The organism is Nonomuraea salmonea, assembly GCF_042428605.1.
GTDB lineage: Bacteria > Actinomycetota > Actinomycetes > Streptosporangiales > Streptosporangiaceae > Nonomuraea > Nonomuraea salmonea.
Genome location: NZ_JBHMCF010000046.1, coordinates 155,047 through 170,559, shown reverse-complemented (window position 1 = coordinate 170,559; position 15,513 = coordinate 155,047). Strand labels below are relative to the sequence as shown.

The window sequence follows — 15,513 nt, the reverse complement described above, 5'->3', positions numbered from 1 at the left end:
TAAACACCCCCACCCCCACACGATCGCCACCAAACGTGACGTTAGAGTGACGTAGTGTGAACGAGACGAAGCAACTGGAAATCTCCTGGCCCGGCCTCGGCATCACCGTGGCCGCCGAACTCGACCAGCGCAACCCCTCACTGGCCCAGGCCCTGTGGGACGCGCTGCCCTACCGCAGCCTCCAAGGGCACGCCCTGGTCGCCGGGTACCACCTGTACCACCTCGCCCCGGTCCACGCCCTGCTGCACACCGCCGCCGAGTACAAGGTGGACCGCCGCACCGTGCCCGACGGCACCCTGTTCTGCTCCCGCCTGCAACACCTCGGCATCAAGTACGGCGAACTCACCGAACCCATGACCGCCACCCCGATCGGCCAGGTCGCCGAAGAGGACCTCGACGCCCTCATCCACGCCGGCCGCGAAGTGTGGAACTCCGTCTACACCACCAAGGAACCGGTCATCGCCGAAGTCCGCCGCGCCGGCCAGACCGGCGGCCACGTGCTGCCCCGCCTGCCCGTCGGCGACCCCGAGCTCAACCAGCTCGCCAAAGAGGTGCACGCCGAGACCGAGCGCATCTGGCTCGACCCGCCCAGAGAGCTCCTCGACCTGCACGAGGGCCGCATCCCGTCCGGCGCGGGCAGCTACGAGACCGTCCTGACCACCCTGCTGTTCGTCAACGGCGAGACCCGCCCGCTCGGCTACAGCTGCTACGGCGGCCTCGTCCGCGCCGCACTCGACGGCATGCCCATGCCCTGGCTGCGCCAGATGACCCGCCAGCTCGCCCACACACCCGCCGAGTTCCTCGGCTACTGCGGCCTCGACCGCCTCTGGGACTTCACCCAGCGCCTCCTGGACGGCCTCGAACGCCTCGACAGCCACGAGGACTACATCGCGATCATGGCCCACATGGCCCTCTACTGCAACTGCCTCGGCGGCTGGAACCTGCACCTGTTCCCCTGGGAGGCCGGAGCCCACCTGCGCCGACTGCAGGTCCAGGCATGAGCGCCGGATCCCGCGTGGTGGTGATCGGCGGCGGCGTCATCGGGCTGTCGATCGCCTACCACCTCGCCGAAGCCGGAACCGACGTCACCCTGCTCGAACGCGGCACGCTCGGCTCCGGCGCCTCCCGCGCCACCGCCGACGTCGTACGCTCCTACTTCGCCGGCAACCCGGTCAGCTCCGCGCTCGCCGTCCGCAGCCTCGCCGCCTACCACGCCTTCCCCGAAAGGCCCGGCATCGACCTGCCGCTGCGCCAGGTCGGCTACCTCGTGCTGTTCACCGAACCCGAGCAGGTCACCGCCTTCGAAGCCGACCTGCCCGCCCAGCACGCCGCCGGCGTCGACGTCGGGCTCATCGGCGCCAAGGAGGCCAGGCGCCGCAACCCGCTCATCGGCGACCTGCCGCTGCTGGCCGCCGCCTACTCGCCCGACGCCTACATCTCCGACACCACCGCCATCGTCACCGCCTACGCCATGGCCGCCGAGAAAGCCGGCGCCACCCTGCGCACCGGCTGCCCGGTCACCGCCATCGACGCCGAAGCGGGCCGCGTCCAGACCGCCGAAGGCGAACTGTCCGCCGACGCCGTCGTCTGCGCCGCCGGCGCCTGGTCGGCCTCGCTCGTCCGCTGCGCCGGCGTGGACCTGCCGCTCACCGAACCCATCGAGCAGGAGCTGCTCACCACCGACCCGCTCCCGCCCGGCGCACCCGACATCCCGGTCACCCTGCACGCCGCCAGCGGCCTGCTGATCCGGCGGCGCGACGACCGCATGCTCATCGGCATGGGCTACCCGGGACCCGACCGCGAGTCCTGGCGCCGCGACGTCGCCGCCCGGCTCGCCGAGACGTACCCGAGCCTGGCCGGCCTCGCCCTGCACACCGCCGTCACCGGGCTGCGCGACGCCAGCCCCGACAAGACCGCCTTCATCGGCCACCAGCCAGGCCCACCGGCCTTCCTGTACGCGACCGGCTTCTCCGGCCACGGCCTGTGCAACGCGCCCGCCGCCGGCGAACTCGTCCGCGACCTCTACCTCGACCAGGACCCCGGCATGGACGTGACCGCCCTGGCGGTCAGCCCACGACGAACGGGATGACCATGACCGACGACCGCTTCATCCTCGACCCGGCCACCCGCGACATCCACGCCGACAACGAACGCCTGCGCGCCGCGGGACCACTCGTGCCGGTGACCGCCGAAGGCGTACCGGCCTGGGCCGCCACCCGGTACGCCACGCTCATGACCGTCCTCACCCACCCGGACCTGTCCAGGGAACTGCGCCACTGGTCAGGCCGCGACGCCCTGCCACCGGGCACCGCCATCGACCGCATCGTCACCGACACCTCCATGCTCAACGCCGAAGGCGAACGCCACCGGCGGCTGCGCATGCCGCTCACCGCCGCGTTCTCACAACGCCGGCTCAACGGCCTGCGCCCGCGCATCGAGGAACTCACCGCCCGGCTCATCGACCACCTCGCGGAGCAACCGTCCGACCAGCCGGTGGACCTGCGGCTCGAATTCGCCTACCCGCTGCCGCGCGAGGTCGTCTCCGAGCTCATCGGCATCCCGCCGGAGCACCAGGACGAGCTGCACCGCCTCACCGACGCCGTCGCCCAGGTCGGCGACCTCGAAGACTCGCCCGGCCTGCGCAAAGAGCTGCACGAACTGCTCGACCAGATCATCGACGAGCGCCGCGGCACGCCGGGAGAAGACCTCATCACCGACCTGTTCCGGCTGCACGAGAAGGACGGCGGGCGGCTGTCGGAGGACGAGCTGTTCGCCACCATCGAGCTGCTGTTCATCGCCGGGCACGTCACCACCGTCAACCTCATCACCAACGCCATCGGCGCCCTGCTCGGCCAGCCCGGCCAGCTGGGGATGCTGCTGTCCGGGCAGTGCCCGTACAGCGCGGCCGTCGAGGAGACCCTGCGGTGGGACTCGCCCATCGCGTACTTCCCGATGCGCTACGCCGTACGCGACGTCGAACTCGACGGCGTCCGCGTACGCGCGGGCGAGCCCGTCCTGGCCTGCTTCGCCTCCACCGGACGCGACCCCGACCAGTACGGACCCGACGCCGACCGCTTCGACATCACCCGCACGCAGACCCAGCACCTCGCCTTCGGCCACGGCCCGCACTTCTGCCTGGGCGCGCCACTGGCCAGGCTGGAAGGCGAGATCGCGCTGCGCGCGCTGTTCACCGCCTTCCCCGGCATGCGGCTCGCCACGCCCGCCAGGGACCTGCCGCCGCTGGACACCCTGCTCGGCAACAGCACCCGAAGCATGCCCGTCCTGCTGGGCCCGCGCGCCCGCTGACCACATGGGCCGCCCCGCGCGGCCCATCCCCGGGTACGCACTCCCCCCGCACGCGTTCTACGCTCCATGAACGACGATTGGAGCCAACGCCGTGCAACACCCCGACCTGCCACCGCCCGCCGCCGTCCTGCGCCTGGCCACCACCATCCGCCCCTACGACTGGGGCTCGGTCACCGCCCTGCCGCGCCTGTTCGGCACGGAGCCGACCGGCGAACCGCAGGCCGAACTCTGGATGGGCGCCCACCGCGGCGCGCCCTCGACCGCCGGCGGCGTCCCGCTGTACGAGCTCATCGCCCACGACCCCGCCGTCACCCTCGGCGCCCCCACCGCCGAGCGCTTCGGCCCCGAGCTGCCCTACCTGCTCAAGGTCCTCGCCATCGAGCGCCCGCTCTCCCTCCAGGTCCACCCCACCACCGAGCAGGCCGAGGCCGGCTACGCCGCCGAGAACGCCCGGGGCATCCCGCTCGACGACCGCACCCGCACGTACAAGGACGCCTCCCACAAGCCCGAGATGGTGTGCGCCCTCACCCCCTTCCACGGCCTGTGCGGCTTCCGCGCCCCCGCCGCCACCGCCGCCCTCCTCGACCGGCTCGGCCTGCCGGGCCTGCGCCCCTGGATTGACGCCCTCACCACCGGCGAGCCGGGAGCCGCGCTGCGCCGGGTGTTCGCCGAGATGCTGGACGACGCCGCCCGCCCGCTGCGCGCCGACGTCGAGCGCGCCCTGCTGGAAGCCGCGGAGGACGACGAGCTGGCCGTCTACGCCGGCATCGCCCGCGCCTACCCCGGCGACCCCGGCATCGCCGCCGCCCTCCTGCTCAACCACGTCGACCTGGCCCCCGGCGAGGCCCTCTACCTCGGCGCCGGAGTCCCCCACGCCTACCTCGGCGGCATCGGCGTCGAGATCATGGCCAACTCCGACAACGTGCTGCGCTGCGGGCTCACCTCCAAGCACGTGGACGTGCCCGAGCTGATGCGCGTCGTGGACTTCACCCCGACCGTCCCGCACCGGGTCGAGCCGGCCGAGGACCCCCGCGGGGCGTACGCCTACCGGCCGCCCGCCCCCGAGTTCGCCCTCACCCGCCACGAGCTGACCGGCGAGCACACCCATCAGCTGCCCGGCGGGGTGCCGCAGATCGTGCTGTGCGTGGAGGGCGAGGCCCGCCTCGGCGACGAGCTGACGCTGCGCCCCGGCGAGTCGGCGTTCGTCCCTGCCGCCGCCCCTTCGGTGACGCTGGCCGGCAAGGGGACGGCGTACCGCGCCGAGCCCGGCGCCTTTACAATGTAGATCACAGACGGCGGAGCGTCAGAACGTTGTCCTTGCGGGTGGTGAGGGTGCCGTCGGGAGCGGTCTGAGGGCGTTCGAACTCGGCGTCCTTCAGCACCTCCCACTCCCCCTCTGCGAGGTCCAGCGACTCGTACACCTCGCGGGGCGTCGGGAGGTGCACGTCGGGGTGGGGGTTGTGCTCCCAGGACGGCCCGGCGGCGTGCCCGGCCACCAGCAGCACCCCGCCGGGCGCGACGGCCGCGGCGGCGGCCCGCAGGATCTCCTCGCGGGGCAGATCGTGCGTTGAGTGCAGGTAGCAGGCGGTGACCAGGTCGTACGTGCCCTCGGGGAAGGACCGGCCGAGGTCGTGCTGCTGCCAGTCGATCCGGTCGGCCACGCCCATGCGCTCGGCGAGTTCGGCCGCCCGGCGCAGCGCCACCCCTGACACGTCGGCCGCGGTGACCCGCCAGCCCCGCTTCGCCAGCCACACCGCGTCGCCGCCCTCGCCGCTGCCCAGGTCGAGCGCCCGGCCCGGCGGCAGGTCGCTCAGCTCGCGGACGAGCACCACGTTCGGCTCGCCGGTCCAGAGCCGCTCGCGCTCGGAGTAGCGGCCGTCCCACAGCTCCTCAGGAGTCACCTCGGCCCGGCCGGCCCGGCGGGCGGTGACGGCGGCTCTGGTCTCCTCCTCGATCAGGTCGGCGTTGATGGCGGCGCCGGCCTTGACGCCCGCCGCCGCCGAGCCGATGACCTGCTCGAACAGGCTGGTGACGTTCCCCGCCGCCCACACGCCCGGCACGGACGTGCGGCCCGTGGGGTCGGCGGGGATGTGGGTGCCCACCACGTGGCCGCCCATCTCCATCTCGGCGGTCTCCAGGCCGAGCGGTGCCAGCGGTCCGACGCGGGCGGTCAGCCGCGTGCCCAGGGCCAGCGCCTGGCGAGCGTGCTCGCGGCCGTCGGCCGTCCGCACGCCGTGGAGCCGCCCGTCCTTGAGGACCAGCTCCGCCACCTCGCCCTCGACCACCGCGACGCCCCGGGCGTCGAGCTGCTCGCGCTGCTCGCCGGACGGCTTGTCCATGGTGTGCAGGAACAGGGTCACGTCGTCGCTCCACTGCCGCCACAGCAGCGCCTGGTGCACGGCGAGCGGGCCGGTGCCGAGCACGCCGATGGCCTGGTCGCGTACCTCCCAGCCGTGGCAGTACGGGCAGTGCAGCACGTCCTTGCCCCACAGCTCGGCCAGTCCTGGCAGCGGGGGCAGCTCGTCGATCAGGCCGGTGGCGACCAGCAGCCTGGCCGCCTCGACGGCGGTGCCGTCGTCCAGCGTGAGGCGGAAGCGCCCGTCACCGAGCCGCTCCGCTCCCGTCACGGCGGCGTTCTCGACGCGCACGCCGTACGCGGCCACCTCCTCGCGCCCGGCGGCCAGCAGCTCCGAGGGCGGCGTGCCCTCGCGGCCGAGGTAGACGTGCACCCCCTCGGCGGGGGCGTTGCGCGGCCGGCCCGAGTCGACCACCAGCACGCTGCGGCGGGCCCGGCCCAGCGTGAGCGCCCCGCTCAGCCCGGCGGCGCCGCCGCCGATCACTACCACGTCGTACGTCTTCATGTCGCGGTCTCCCTTCCGTATGCCAGGCAACTGTGCGCGAGCCGCCGACGAGTTGACAAACTTCGTTGCTGGAATGGCAAGGTGGGATCCATGGAACTCGACGAGGTGCTCCAGGCGGTGGGTCCCCGGCTGCGGGCCCTGCGCCTGGAGCGCGGCATCACGCTCACGCAGCTCGGCAAGAGCACCGGCATCTCGGTCAGCACCCTGTCCCGGCTGGAGTCCGGCGGCCGCAAGCCGACGCTCGAGCTCCTGCTGCTCCTGGCCAAGGCCTACCAGGTACAGCTCGACGAGCTGATCGACGCGCCCGTGACGGGCGACCCGCGGGTGCACATGAGGCCGGTCAAGCGGCACGGCATGACCTACATCCCGCTCACCCGGCGGCCCGGCGGGCTGCAGGCGTTCAAGCAGATCTATCCGCCCCACTACCCGGGCTACCTGCCCGAGCAGCAGGTGCACGAGGGCTACGAATGGCTGTACGTGCTGTCGGGCCGGCTGCGCCTGCTGCTCGGGCCGCACGACACGACGCTGGTGGCCGGGGAGGTGGCCGAGTTCGACACGCGGACGCCGCACGCGTTCATCAACCCGGGCGACGAGCCGTGCGAGGTGCTGGCGCTGTTCGGCAAGCAGGGCGAGCGCATGCACGTACGCGCTCGTCCCGCCGCCCGCAAGCAGGACTGATACCCCAGGTCAGCGTCCTTTTCGAGAGGGATGTGGGGGTTCGTCGGCGCGTTGACGGGCAGGGCGGCGGGGCGGGATCGCGGACTCCCGGACGGGCGGCGGTAAAGGCCCTAAAGTCCGTGCTGGGGGGTGCTCGATGAAGCTGGTGATCGACGGCGTGACGCGGCTCGTACGGCGCTACCGCCCTGACGGCAACCCGCTGCGCCGGCGTACCGACCGGTGGGAGAGCGCGGGGCTGGTGGTGGCGGCGCTGCTGATCCTGCTCTCCCTGTGGCCGGCGACGGCCGCCGCCCGCCAGGCGTACGCGGGCGCCCTGGCCACCGGCGCGGGCCGCCAGCAGGTCCGGGCGACGCTGCTGGCCGACACGCCGGTGACGACGCTGTCGTTCGGCGAGGTGGGCGGCGGCGGCCTGGTCTCGGCGGGCTGGACGACGGCGTCCGGCCGCCGGCACACCGGCAAGGTGTCCGTGCTCTCCCCCGCCAAGGCCGGCGCGCAGCTCACCATCTGGGTCGACAGGTCAGGCCGCCCCGCTCCGCCGCCGCCCAGCGAGGCCGAGCTGCGCATCACGGCGGCGGCGACGGCCCTCATGATCCTCGGCGTGGCCGCCTGCCTCGTGCTGACGCTGTTCGCCGCCTTCCGCCACGCCCTCGACCGCGTCCGCTACCGCGACTGGACCGTCGCCTGGGCGCTCGCCGACGACCACTGGCGCCAAAGCCCGTCCTGACCGTTACGATCACCGTTCCATGACCACGCTGACCGCTGCCCGCATCCTCTCGGCCCGCGTCCTGCTCCGCCCGGCCCAGGATTCCGACCGGAACGGCATCGTCGAGATCATGACCGACCCCGAGGTCCGCGCCCACCTCGGCGGCCCGCACCCGCGCGACGCCGTCGAGTCGTTCCTCGACTCGGCGGGCGTCCCGGCCGTCACGGGACCGGGCGCCTACGTCATCGCCGACCTGGCGACCGACCGCTTCCTCGGCACCCTCACCCTCGACCGCCGCGCACCCGGCCGCCCAGGACACCTCACGGAGGAGGGCGGCGAGCTGGAGCTGTCCTACGTTCTGCGCCGCACCGCCTGGGGCGCCGGCCTGGCCTTCGAGGCGGCGACGGCGGCGCTGCGGGCCGCGGCGGGCGAACTGCCCGACCAGCCGGTGCTGGTCGTCACGCAGACGGCCAACGAACGGTCGATGCGGCTCGCGGCCCTGCTCGGGTTCCGGCCGGCGGGGACGTTCGAGGAGTTCGGCGCGGAGCAGACGCTCGCCGTCGCGGCGCTGGGGGCGTTCGGCTGAGGGTCACCGCAGGGCCGAGTGGCGGCGGCTGTAGGTGAAGTAGATGATCAGGCCGATGACGAACCAGACGGCGAAGCGCAGCCAGGTGTGCGGGTCCAGGAACGTGATGAGCCAGATCGAGAAGACCACCCCGATCGCGGGCACCACCGGCATCCACGGCGTGCGGAACGTGCGCGGCAGGTCGGGCTGCCGGTAGCGCAGCACGATCACGGCCGCGCACACCACCACGAACGCCAGCAGGATCCCGATGTTGGTCAGCTCGGCCGCCTCCCTGATGGGCAGGAACCCGGCGATCACCGCCGACGCCGCCCCGACGATCCAGGTGACGCGGGTGGGCACCCGCCGTACGGGGTGCAGCTGGGCGAACCAGGCCGGCAGCAGCCCGTCGCGGCTCATCGCGAACCACACTCGCGTCACGCCCAGCATGAACGTGAACATGACGGTCAGGATGCCGATGATCGCGCCGGCCGCGATGACCGAGGCCAGCCCGGACAGCCCGACGGAGGCGAACGCCGAGGAGAAGCCGCTCTCCGGGTCGATCTCGCGGTAGTTCTGCATGCCGGTGAGCACGAGCGTGGCCAGCACGTACAGGACCATCGCGATGATCAGCGAGTAGATGATCGCCTTGGGCATGTGGCGCCGGGCGTCGCGCGACTCCTCGGCGGCGGTGCTCATGGCGTCGTAGCCGAACACCGCGAAGAACACGGTCGCCGCGCCGGTGATGGCGCCGCCGATGCCGAACGGGAAGAACGGCGCGTAGTTGGCGGTGTTGATGTGGAAGAACCCGATGACGATGACGAGCAGCACGACGGCGACCTTGATGGCCACCACGAACGTCTCGAACCTGGCGGCGGCGCGGATGCCGAGGTTCAGCAGGTAGGCGATGAGCAGGCACAGCAGGGCCGCGAACAGGTCGACCACGCGCCCCTCGCCGGTGCCGGGCGCGCCCAGCATCCAGGGCGGCAGCGTGAGGCCGAGGTTCTGGACGAGGAAGCCGAAGTAGCCGGAGATGCCGATGGCGACGACCGCGACGATGGCGGTGTACTCCAGCAGCAGGTCCCAGCCGATGAACCAGCCGACGATCTCGCCGAGCACCGCGTAGCCGTAGGTGTAGGCCGAGCCGGCCTTCGGGATGAGGCCGGCGAACTCGGCGTACGAGAGCGCGGCGGCGGCGCTGGCCACCCCCGCGATGAGGAACGACACCAGCACCGCGGGCCCGGCCGTCTCGTGGGCGACGGCGCCGGCCAGCGCGAAGATGCCGGCCCCGATGATGCCGCCCACGCCGATGGCGGTGAGCTGCCACAGGCCGAGGGTCCTGGCCAGCTCCCCCTCGTGCTCGGTGGCGATCTGCTCCACCGGCTTGCGCCGGAAGACGCCACGGGAATCGACCATGACACCCCCACTGCCGATCGTCGCATCCGTGGGGGCGACCTTCCCCCTCGGCAGCGGGCTAACCTGCGGCGCGCCGCCTCAGCACGGTCTTCTGAATCTTGCCGGTGGAGGTCTTGGGGAGATCGCCGAAGTGGACGGCCCTGGGGGCCTTGAAGTGGGCGAGGCGGGCGCGTACGTGCTGGATCAGCTCGCTCTCGGTGGCGGCGGCGCCGGGGGCGAGCGTGACGAAGGCGACGGGCACCTCGCCCCAGTGCTCGTCGGGGCGGGCGACGACGGCGGCCTCCTGCACGGCGGGGTGGGCGGTCAGGACGTTCTCGACCTCGACGGAGGCGATGTTCTCGCCGCCGGAGATGATGACGTCCTTGGCACGGTCGACGAGCCGCACATAGCCGTCGGGGTGCATCACCCCCAGGTCGCCGGTACGGAACCAGCCGTCGGGCGCGGCCTGCTCCGTCGCGGCGGGGTCGCGGTGGTAGCCGATCATGACGTCGTTGCCGCGTACCGCGATCTCGCCCACGGTCGCGGCGTCGGCGGGCACGTCGGAGCCGTCACCGGCCACGACGCGCAGTGGCTGGGCGATCACGTTGCCGACGCCCTGGCGGGCGGCGAGCACGGCGTATTCGTCGGCGTCCAGCCCGCGCCACTCGGGCTGCGGCTGGCAGATCACGGCGGGCCCGTACGTCTCGGTCAGCCCGTACAGGTGGACGACGTCGATGCCGGCCTTGAGCGCGCGGCGCAGCAGGGCGGGGCTCGGCGGCGCGCCGCCCACGCAGGCCAGCGGGCGCGGGTCGAGCTCCCGGTCGGGGGCGTCGGGGTGGGCGAGCAGCGAGGTGAGCACGGTCGGGGCGCCGCACAGGTGGGTGACGCGGTGGGCGCGCACCAGCCGCCACGCCTCGCCGGGATCGACCTTGGGCAGGCACACGTGCCGAGCCCCGGCCAGCGTCACCGCCCACGGGAAGCACCAGCCGTGGCAGTGGAACATGGGCAGCGTCCACAGGTAGCTGCTCGCCGCCTCCAGCCGGGTGTGCAGGGCCATGGCGAGGGCCTGGAGGTAGGCGCCGCGGTGGTGGTAGACGACGCCCTTGGGACGTCCTGTGGTGCCGCTGGTGTAGTTGATCGACAGCGGCGACAGCTCGTCGGTGACGGGCACGAACAGCTCTCGCGCGGTCTCGATCATGCTCTCGTACGCGGTGCCGGAGACCAGGCGCGGCGTGGCCGCGCTCTGCTCGGCCGCCGCCTTGGCCAGGCCGGCCAGCTCGTCGTCGTGCAGCAGCACCGACACCTCGGCGTGACCCAGGATGTAGGCCAGCTCGGCGGCGGACAGGCGGATGTTGAGCGGCACCATGACGGCGCCCGCCGCCGGGACGCCGAACGTGGACTCCAGCAGCAGATGGCCGTTCGTGGCCAGCACCGCCACCTTGTCGCCCGGCCGGACGCCGGCCTCGGCCAGGCCGCCGGCCAGCCGCTGGACGCGCTGCCACAGCTCGGCGTAGGTCAGCCCCAGGTCGCCGTCCACGACGGCCAGGCGGGGGCCGAAGACGGCGGCGGAGCGCTGGAGGAAGCTGGTGGGTGTCAGGGGCTCGTAGGACAGTACGGACATCCGGTCCTCCTGTTCGTGACGCACGATGATCGTACGCACGCGCCGGGCCTTCCAGGGGGGCGTAACATCCGTGCCCGGACGAGGACGAGAGGCGACGAGAGGCGAGCACGTGAGCGAGCACCCCCTGTGGCCGGTGGACGGCGCGGCCACCATCACCGCCTTCCCCGTACGCGCGGCGCGCCCCGCGCCGGCGGTCGTGGTGTTCCCCGGCGGCGGCTACCACCATCTGGCCGGCCACGAGGGCGTCCCGGTGGCGCGGTGGCTGAACGGGCTCGGCGTGGCCGCGTACGTGCTGCGCTACCGCCTCGCGCCGCACCGCCATCCGCTGCCGCTGCTCGACGCCGCGAGGGCGGTGCGCTGGGTCCGCCACCACGCCTCCGCTCATGGGGTGGACCCGGCCAGGGTGGGGGTGCTCGGGTTCTCGGCGGGCGGCCACCTGGCGGGCCTGCTGGCCACCGAGCCCGGCCCGGCGCTGCCGGAGGGCCCGCACGACGCGATCGACCGCGCCGACCCGCGGCCCGGCCTGGCCATCCTGGGCTATCCCGTGACGGTGCTCGACGGGCACCGCGGCTCCGCCGACAACCTGCTCGGCCCCGATGCGCCCGCGTCGCTGCGCGCCGAGCTGTCACTGCCCGGGCGTGTCTCCGCCGCCACGCCGCCGATGTTCCTGTGGCACACGGCCGACGACGAGTCCGTCCCGGTCGCCGGCACCCTTGAACTGGCGGGCGCGCTGGCCAGGCACGGGGTCACGCAGGAGCTCCACGTCTACCCGAACGGCCGGCACGGCCTCGGCCTCGCGGCGGGCGAGAACCCGACGGCCGCCGACTGGACCGCCCGCTGCGCGATCTTCCTGCGCGACCAGGGCTGGTGACCCGAGCCGGGCGGCCCCCGGCCATGGACGCGGTCCTGGGCGGCCGGGAGCGGTGCGCCCGGCCTGGCGGATGCGCCCGGCCTGGCGGATGCGCCCGGCCTGGCCACGCGGGTCACGTCCGCGCGGGACAGGGCCCATGTGGGCGACGCGCCGGGATTACTCATGCGCGGTGGCGCCCGCGGGATTCATCATGGAGTCCCCCGCTGAGGGAGGTGGCGCCATGACGACCGCGAGCACGGGGCACGAGGAGCCTGCGCGCAGGGTGGCGGCCGGGCTGGGACGGCGGCCGGACGGCTTGTCCGGGGTGGTGGAGATCCGGTTGCACGGGGTGGGCGGCACGTCGCCCCAGTCGCTGCTCGACGACCTCGCCCCCATGCAGGTCTCCGGTGACCGCATCGCCGGCTTCTACCGGACGGCCGACCGGGAAGGACGGCACGTGGAGGCGTACTCGTGGGGCGGCCTGACCTCGGGCAGCGCCTGGCGGGTGCTGTGGCTGTTGCTGCTGCCGTTCGCGATGGCGAACATGGCGGCCCGCATGTTCCCGCCGTGGCTGCCGGGCAGGCCGCGCCGGTTCGCGGTGTTCCGGTGGGCGGCCGGGCTGGCGTCCTTCGGGCTGACGCTCAACCTGGTGCTGCTGGCCGCCGCCATCCCGGTCGACTACGTGGCGTACCAGTGCGGGGGCGTGCCGGAGTGCGCGCGCTGGCCGGCCTGGCTGCTGCCGCCCGAGCGGCCCGGCGTACGGATCCTGGTGGGCGCGCTGGTGCCGCTGCTGGTGATCGCCGTCCTGTACCTGCTGGCCCACACCTCCCAGAACCGCTACGACCAGGTGAAACCGCCCGCCTATGACACCGGTGTGCCGCCCAGGGAGACGGGGCTGCGCGAGGGCGAGTTCCCCGGCCTGTCGGACCCCGCGTTCTGGGACGACGTCGAGCACACCAGGACGCTCACCCGCCTGCACGTGGCCGGTGCCGTGGCGCTCGTCGCCGCGCTGGTCGCGTGGACGTCGCACGCGGTCAGGCCGCTGCCTGAGCCGTGGGCGGCGATCGGGGTGGCCGTCCCGCTGGCCGTGATCGGCCTGTGCGCGCTCGCCCTCATCGGCAGGCGGAAAGCCGGCTCGTGGGCGCTGCTGGCGGTGGCGGGGGCGGCGATGGCGCTGTCGGCGGTGCTGGCCGTCGGGCAGCCCCCGGGCGACCCGTTCGGCGCGGGCCCGCACGAGCTGCCCGGCCTCCAGGTGTTCATGAACGGCGTGTACGGAGGCGTGCTCGGCGCGCTCTTCCTCGTCCCCGTCACCCTGGCCGCCGCCGCGTGGACCAGGGCCGACTGGCCCGGCGTGGCCGCGCGGGCCGTGCTCGTGCCGGTCGGGTTCGCCGCCGGGGTGGCGCTGCTGTCGGTGTGGGAGACCGACTACCGGTGGATCTGGACAGGGCTCGGGCTGGGCGTCGCGGTCGGTGCGTTCGCCGTCCTGACGAGCGGGGACGGCCGGCTGGGCGGCAGGTTCCGCTGGGGTGCGCCGTTCGTGGTGCTCGGGCTCGCGGTGGCCGCGCTCAACACGTTCATGCTGGCCACGCTGCTGCTCGTGGCCGAGTGGCTGGGCACGCTGCGGCCTTGCCACGACCCGCACCGCGGCGGCTGCCTGGACGTCCCTGAGCCGGTGACGGCGGAGACGCCGATCGCGGTGTTCCCGATCATCAGGAACGTCATCCCGTACCTCATCGTGGTCCCCGTGCTCCTGCTGCTCTGCTTCCTGCTCTACCAGGGGGTGCGCTGGTGGAGCAGCGGCGTGAAGGGCGGTCCCGGCGTGGCCCGCCACTACCGCGAGCGTTTCGCCGTCCCCGACGGCCCGCTCAAGCGGTGGTGGGCGTCCACGGTGGACGAGCGCCCGGTCCCCGAGTGGCACCGGCGGCTGGCCGAGAGCTGGCCGGCCCGCGTGGCCAGAGCCCGGCGGCTGGCCAGGGTGCCGCGCGACCTCGACCTGCTGCTGACCGCGCTGATGGCGGTCGGCGGCATGGTGCTGGCCTGGGTGCAGTGGCGGGTGTGGTGGCACGACGACCTGCCGTCCAACGCCAACTGGCTCACCTCGCTGTGCGCGGGCGTCGCGATGCTGCTGCCGTTCGTGCTGGTCGGGCTGTTGCGGCTGGGCTGGAAGGACGAGCGCAACCGCCGCCTCATCGGCGTGCTGTGGGACGTCGCCACGTTCTGGCCGCGGCACTGCCATCCGCTCGCCCCGCCGTCGTACGCCGAGCGCGCCGTCCCCGAGCTGCAGCGGCGGCTGTGGTGGCTGCACGACAACGGCGGCGTCCCGCTGCTGGCCGCCCACAGCCAGGGCTCGGTCATCGCGGCCGCCGCGCTCGCCCAGCCCTGCTCCAGGCCGCGCGACGACCGGGTGACGCTGGTGACGTTCGGCTCGCCGCTGCGCACCCTGTACGCCTGGGGCTTCCCCGCCTACTTCGACGACGAGCTGTTCCGCCGGCTCGCCCACGGGCCCGGCGTCCAGGTGGCCCGCTGGCGCAACTTCTGGTGCGACACCGACTACATCGGCGGCCCCGTACGCGACGACGTGGACGAGCAGCTGCCCGACCCGCCGGACTGCCGCTTCCTGTACGGCCAGCCACCGCCCGCCATCGGCGCCCACACCGGCTTCTGGGAGGACCCGCGGCTGCACCGCCGCATCACCGAGCTGGCCTCCGGTTTCCCCTCCCCACCAGGGGCAGGGAACGGCTCTTGACATCCTCCCCCTCGTGAGCGAGGGGGATACCCACGGTCGCCCGTGAGGCCTCCTGCTTCACCGCCGGTCGCCCGCCCGAGAAAGCTCTCGTTGAGGTCTTACACCAGCTCCACAGGCGTTTCACCTCTCCGCCAGCCCGGCGGCGAGGATGTTTTCGATCGTTCGTCCGGTGGCTTGGTCATCACCACCGTCGTCGAACACACTACCGAACCCTGCGGTGCCGCGCGGCGTTTCGACCGCCTCGTGCGCGCGGACGGGCTACGACCGCTGGCGGTCGGTGCTGGCGGTGGACCTGGACGGGCCGTTCCTGTGCGCGCAGCGGGCGGCCCGCCGCATGGTCGCCTCGGGGCGGAGCGGCCGGGTGGTGAACATCACCAGCGTGCACGAGGAGTACCCGAGGATGGGCTCGGGGCCGTACTGCGCGGCCAAGGGCGGGCTGCGCATGCTGAGCCGGGTGCTCGCGCTGGAGCCGGCCGAGCACGGCATCACGGTCAACGCCGTCGCGCCGGGCGAGATCGCGACGCCGATGACCGGGCAGGAGGACATGCCGCCGCAGACCGGCAGCAGGCCCGGCAACCCGATCCCGCGGCCGGGCGACGCCCGCGAGGTGGCGGCCGTGGTGGCGTTCCTGGCGGGGCCCGCGGCGTCGTACGTGACGGGGGCGACGGTGTTCGTGGACGGCGGGATGACGATGATGGGCCCTCAGGGCGCGTCGGCGCTGGGATCGAGTGATTGGCGATCCCTTTAGCCCTTCGCCGCGAGGCGGGGTCGCGCACCAGGTCAGGCGGTTC

Annotated in this window: 13 protein-coding genes; 10 read left to right on the top strand and 3 right to left on the bottom strand. The window is 73.4% G+C overall.

The genetic code is table 11. The features are described from left to right. Positions 1-56 precede the first annotated feature (56 nt). The 4 genes from ACFFR3_RS41130 to manA all read left to right on the top strand — a co-directional run bounded on the left by ACFFR3_RS41130 (position 57) and on the right by manA (position 4,591). Positions 57-1,001, top strand: coding sequence for a cucumopine synthase-related protein (locus tag ACFFR3_RS41130; RefSeq protein ID WP_345404155.1), 945 nt, complete (start codon positions 57-59; stop codon positions 999-1,001). Then, on the top strand, positions 998-2,089 hold the full coding sequence (locus ACFFR3_RS41125; RefSeq protein WP_345404152.1) for an NAD(P)/FAD-dependent oxidoreductase: 1,092 nt from the start codon (positions 998-1,000) through the stop codon (positions 2,087-2,089). The genes ACFFR3_RS41130 and ACFFR3_RS41125 overlap by 4 nt, the downstream gene beginning before the upstream one ends. Next, a complete protein-coding gene (locus ACFFR3_RS41120; protein ID WP_379484898.1) occupies positions 2,086-3,306 on the top strand; it encodes a cytochrome P450 family protein in 1,221 nt (406 codons plus the stop codon). Before ACFFR3_RS41125 ends, ACFFR3_RS41120 begins: the two co-directional genes overlap by 4 nt. A 91-nt stretch (positions 3,307-3,397) precedes the next feature. Further along, positions 3,398-4,591 carry a mannose-6-phosphate isomerase, class I gene (gene manA / locus ACFFR3_RS41115; RefSeq protein WP_364380244.1) on the top strand — a complete coding sequence of 398 codons (1,194 nt, stop codon included), beginning with the start codon at positions 3,398-3,400 and terminating at the stop codon, positions 4,589-4,591. A gap of 1 nt (position 4,592) precedes the next feature. On the opposite strand, the gene ACFFR3_RS41110 is transcribed toward manA, so the two are convergent. Next, positions 4,593-6,167, bottom strand: coding sequence for an FAD-dependent oxidoreductase (locus ACFFR3_RS41110; RefSeq protein ID WP_379484897.1), 1,575 nt, complete (start codon positions 6,165-6,167; stop codon positions 4,593-4,595). A gap of 90 nt (positions 6,168-6,257) precedes the next feature. On the opposite strand from ACFFR3_RS41110, the gene ACFFR3_RS41105 reads away from it, so the two are divergent. The 3 genes from ACFFR3_RS41105 to ACFFR3_RS41095 all read left to right on the top strand — a co-directional run bounded on the left by ACFFR3_RS41105 (position 6,258) and on the right by ACFFR3_RS41095 (position 8,134). Further along, complete coding sequence (locus ACFFR3_RS41105) at positions 6,258-6,845, top strand: helix-turn-helix domain-containing protein (protein WP_345404131.1); 588 nt, start codon at positions 6,258-6,260, stop codon at positions 6,843-6,845. 136 nt (positions 6,846-6,981) lie between these two features. Beyond that, positions 6,982-7,569: an Rv1733c family protein gene (locus ACFFR3_RS41100; protein ID WP_345404128.1), complete on the top strand. Its 588-nt coding sequence runs from the start codon at positions 6,982-6,984 to the stop codon at positions 7,567-7,569. 19 nt (positions 7,570-7,588) lie between these two features. After that, positions 7,589-8,134, top strand: coding sequence for a GNAT family N-acetyltransferase (locus ACFFR3_RS41095; protein WP_364380249.1), 546 nt, complete (start codon positions 7,589-7,591; stop codon positions 8,132-8,134). Between the two features lie 3 nt (positions 8,135-8,137). On the opposite strand, the gene ACFFR3_RS41090 is transcribed toward ACFFR3_RS41095, so the two are convergent. Next, positions 8,138-9,526 carry an amino acid permease gene (locus ACFFR3_RS41090; RefSeq protein WP_345404122.1) on the bottom strand — a complete coding sequence of 463 codons (1,389 nt, stop codon included), beginning with the start codon at positions 9,524-9,526 and terminating at the stop codon, positions 8,138-8,140. Positions 9,527-9,584: 58 nt separating this feature from the next. Beyond that, positions 9,585-11,126 (bottom strand): long-chain-fatty-acid--CoA ligase, encoded by a 1,542-nt coding sequence (locus ACFFR3_RS41085; protein WP_364380251.1) that lies wholly within the window; start codon positions 11,124-11,126, stop codon positions 9,585-9,587. Between the two features lie 109 nt (positions 11,127-11,235). Between ACFFR3_RS41085 and ACFFR3_RS41080 the strand changes: the two genes are divergently transcribed. The 3 genes from ACFFR3_RS41080 to ACFFR3_RS41070 all read left to right on the top strand — a co-directional run bounded on the left by ACFFR3_RS41080 (position 11,236) and on the right by ACFFR3_RS41070 (position 15,470). Continuing rightward, a complete protein-coding gene (locus ACFFR3_RS41080; protein WP_345404119.1) occupies positions 11,236-11,997 on the top strand; it encodes an alpha/beta hydrolase in 762 nt (253 codons plus the stop codon). A 220-nt stretch (positions 11,998-12,217) separates the two neighbouring features. Then, a complete protein-coding gene (locus tag ACFFR3_RS41075; protein WP_379484896.1) occupies positions 12,218-14,722 on the top strand; it encodes a hypothetical protein in 2,505 nt (834 codons plus the stop codon). Positions 14,723-14,939: 217 nt separating this feature from the next. Then, on the top strand, positions 14,940-15,470 hold the full coding sequence (locus ACFFR3_RS41070; RefSeq protein WP_379484895.1) for an SDR family oxidoreductase: 531 nt from the start codon (positions 14,940-14,942) through the stop codon (positions 15,468-15,470). The last annotated feature ends 43 nt before the right edge of the window (positions 15,471-15,513 follow it).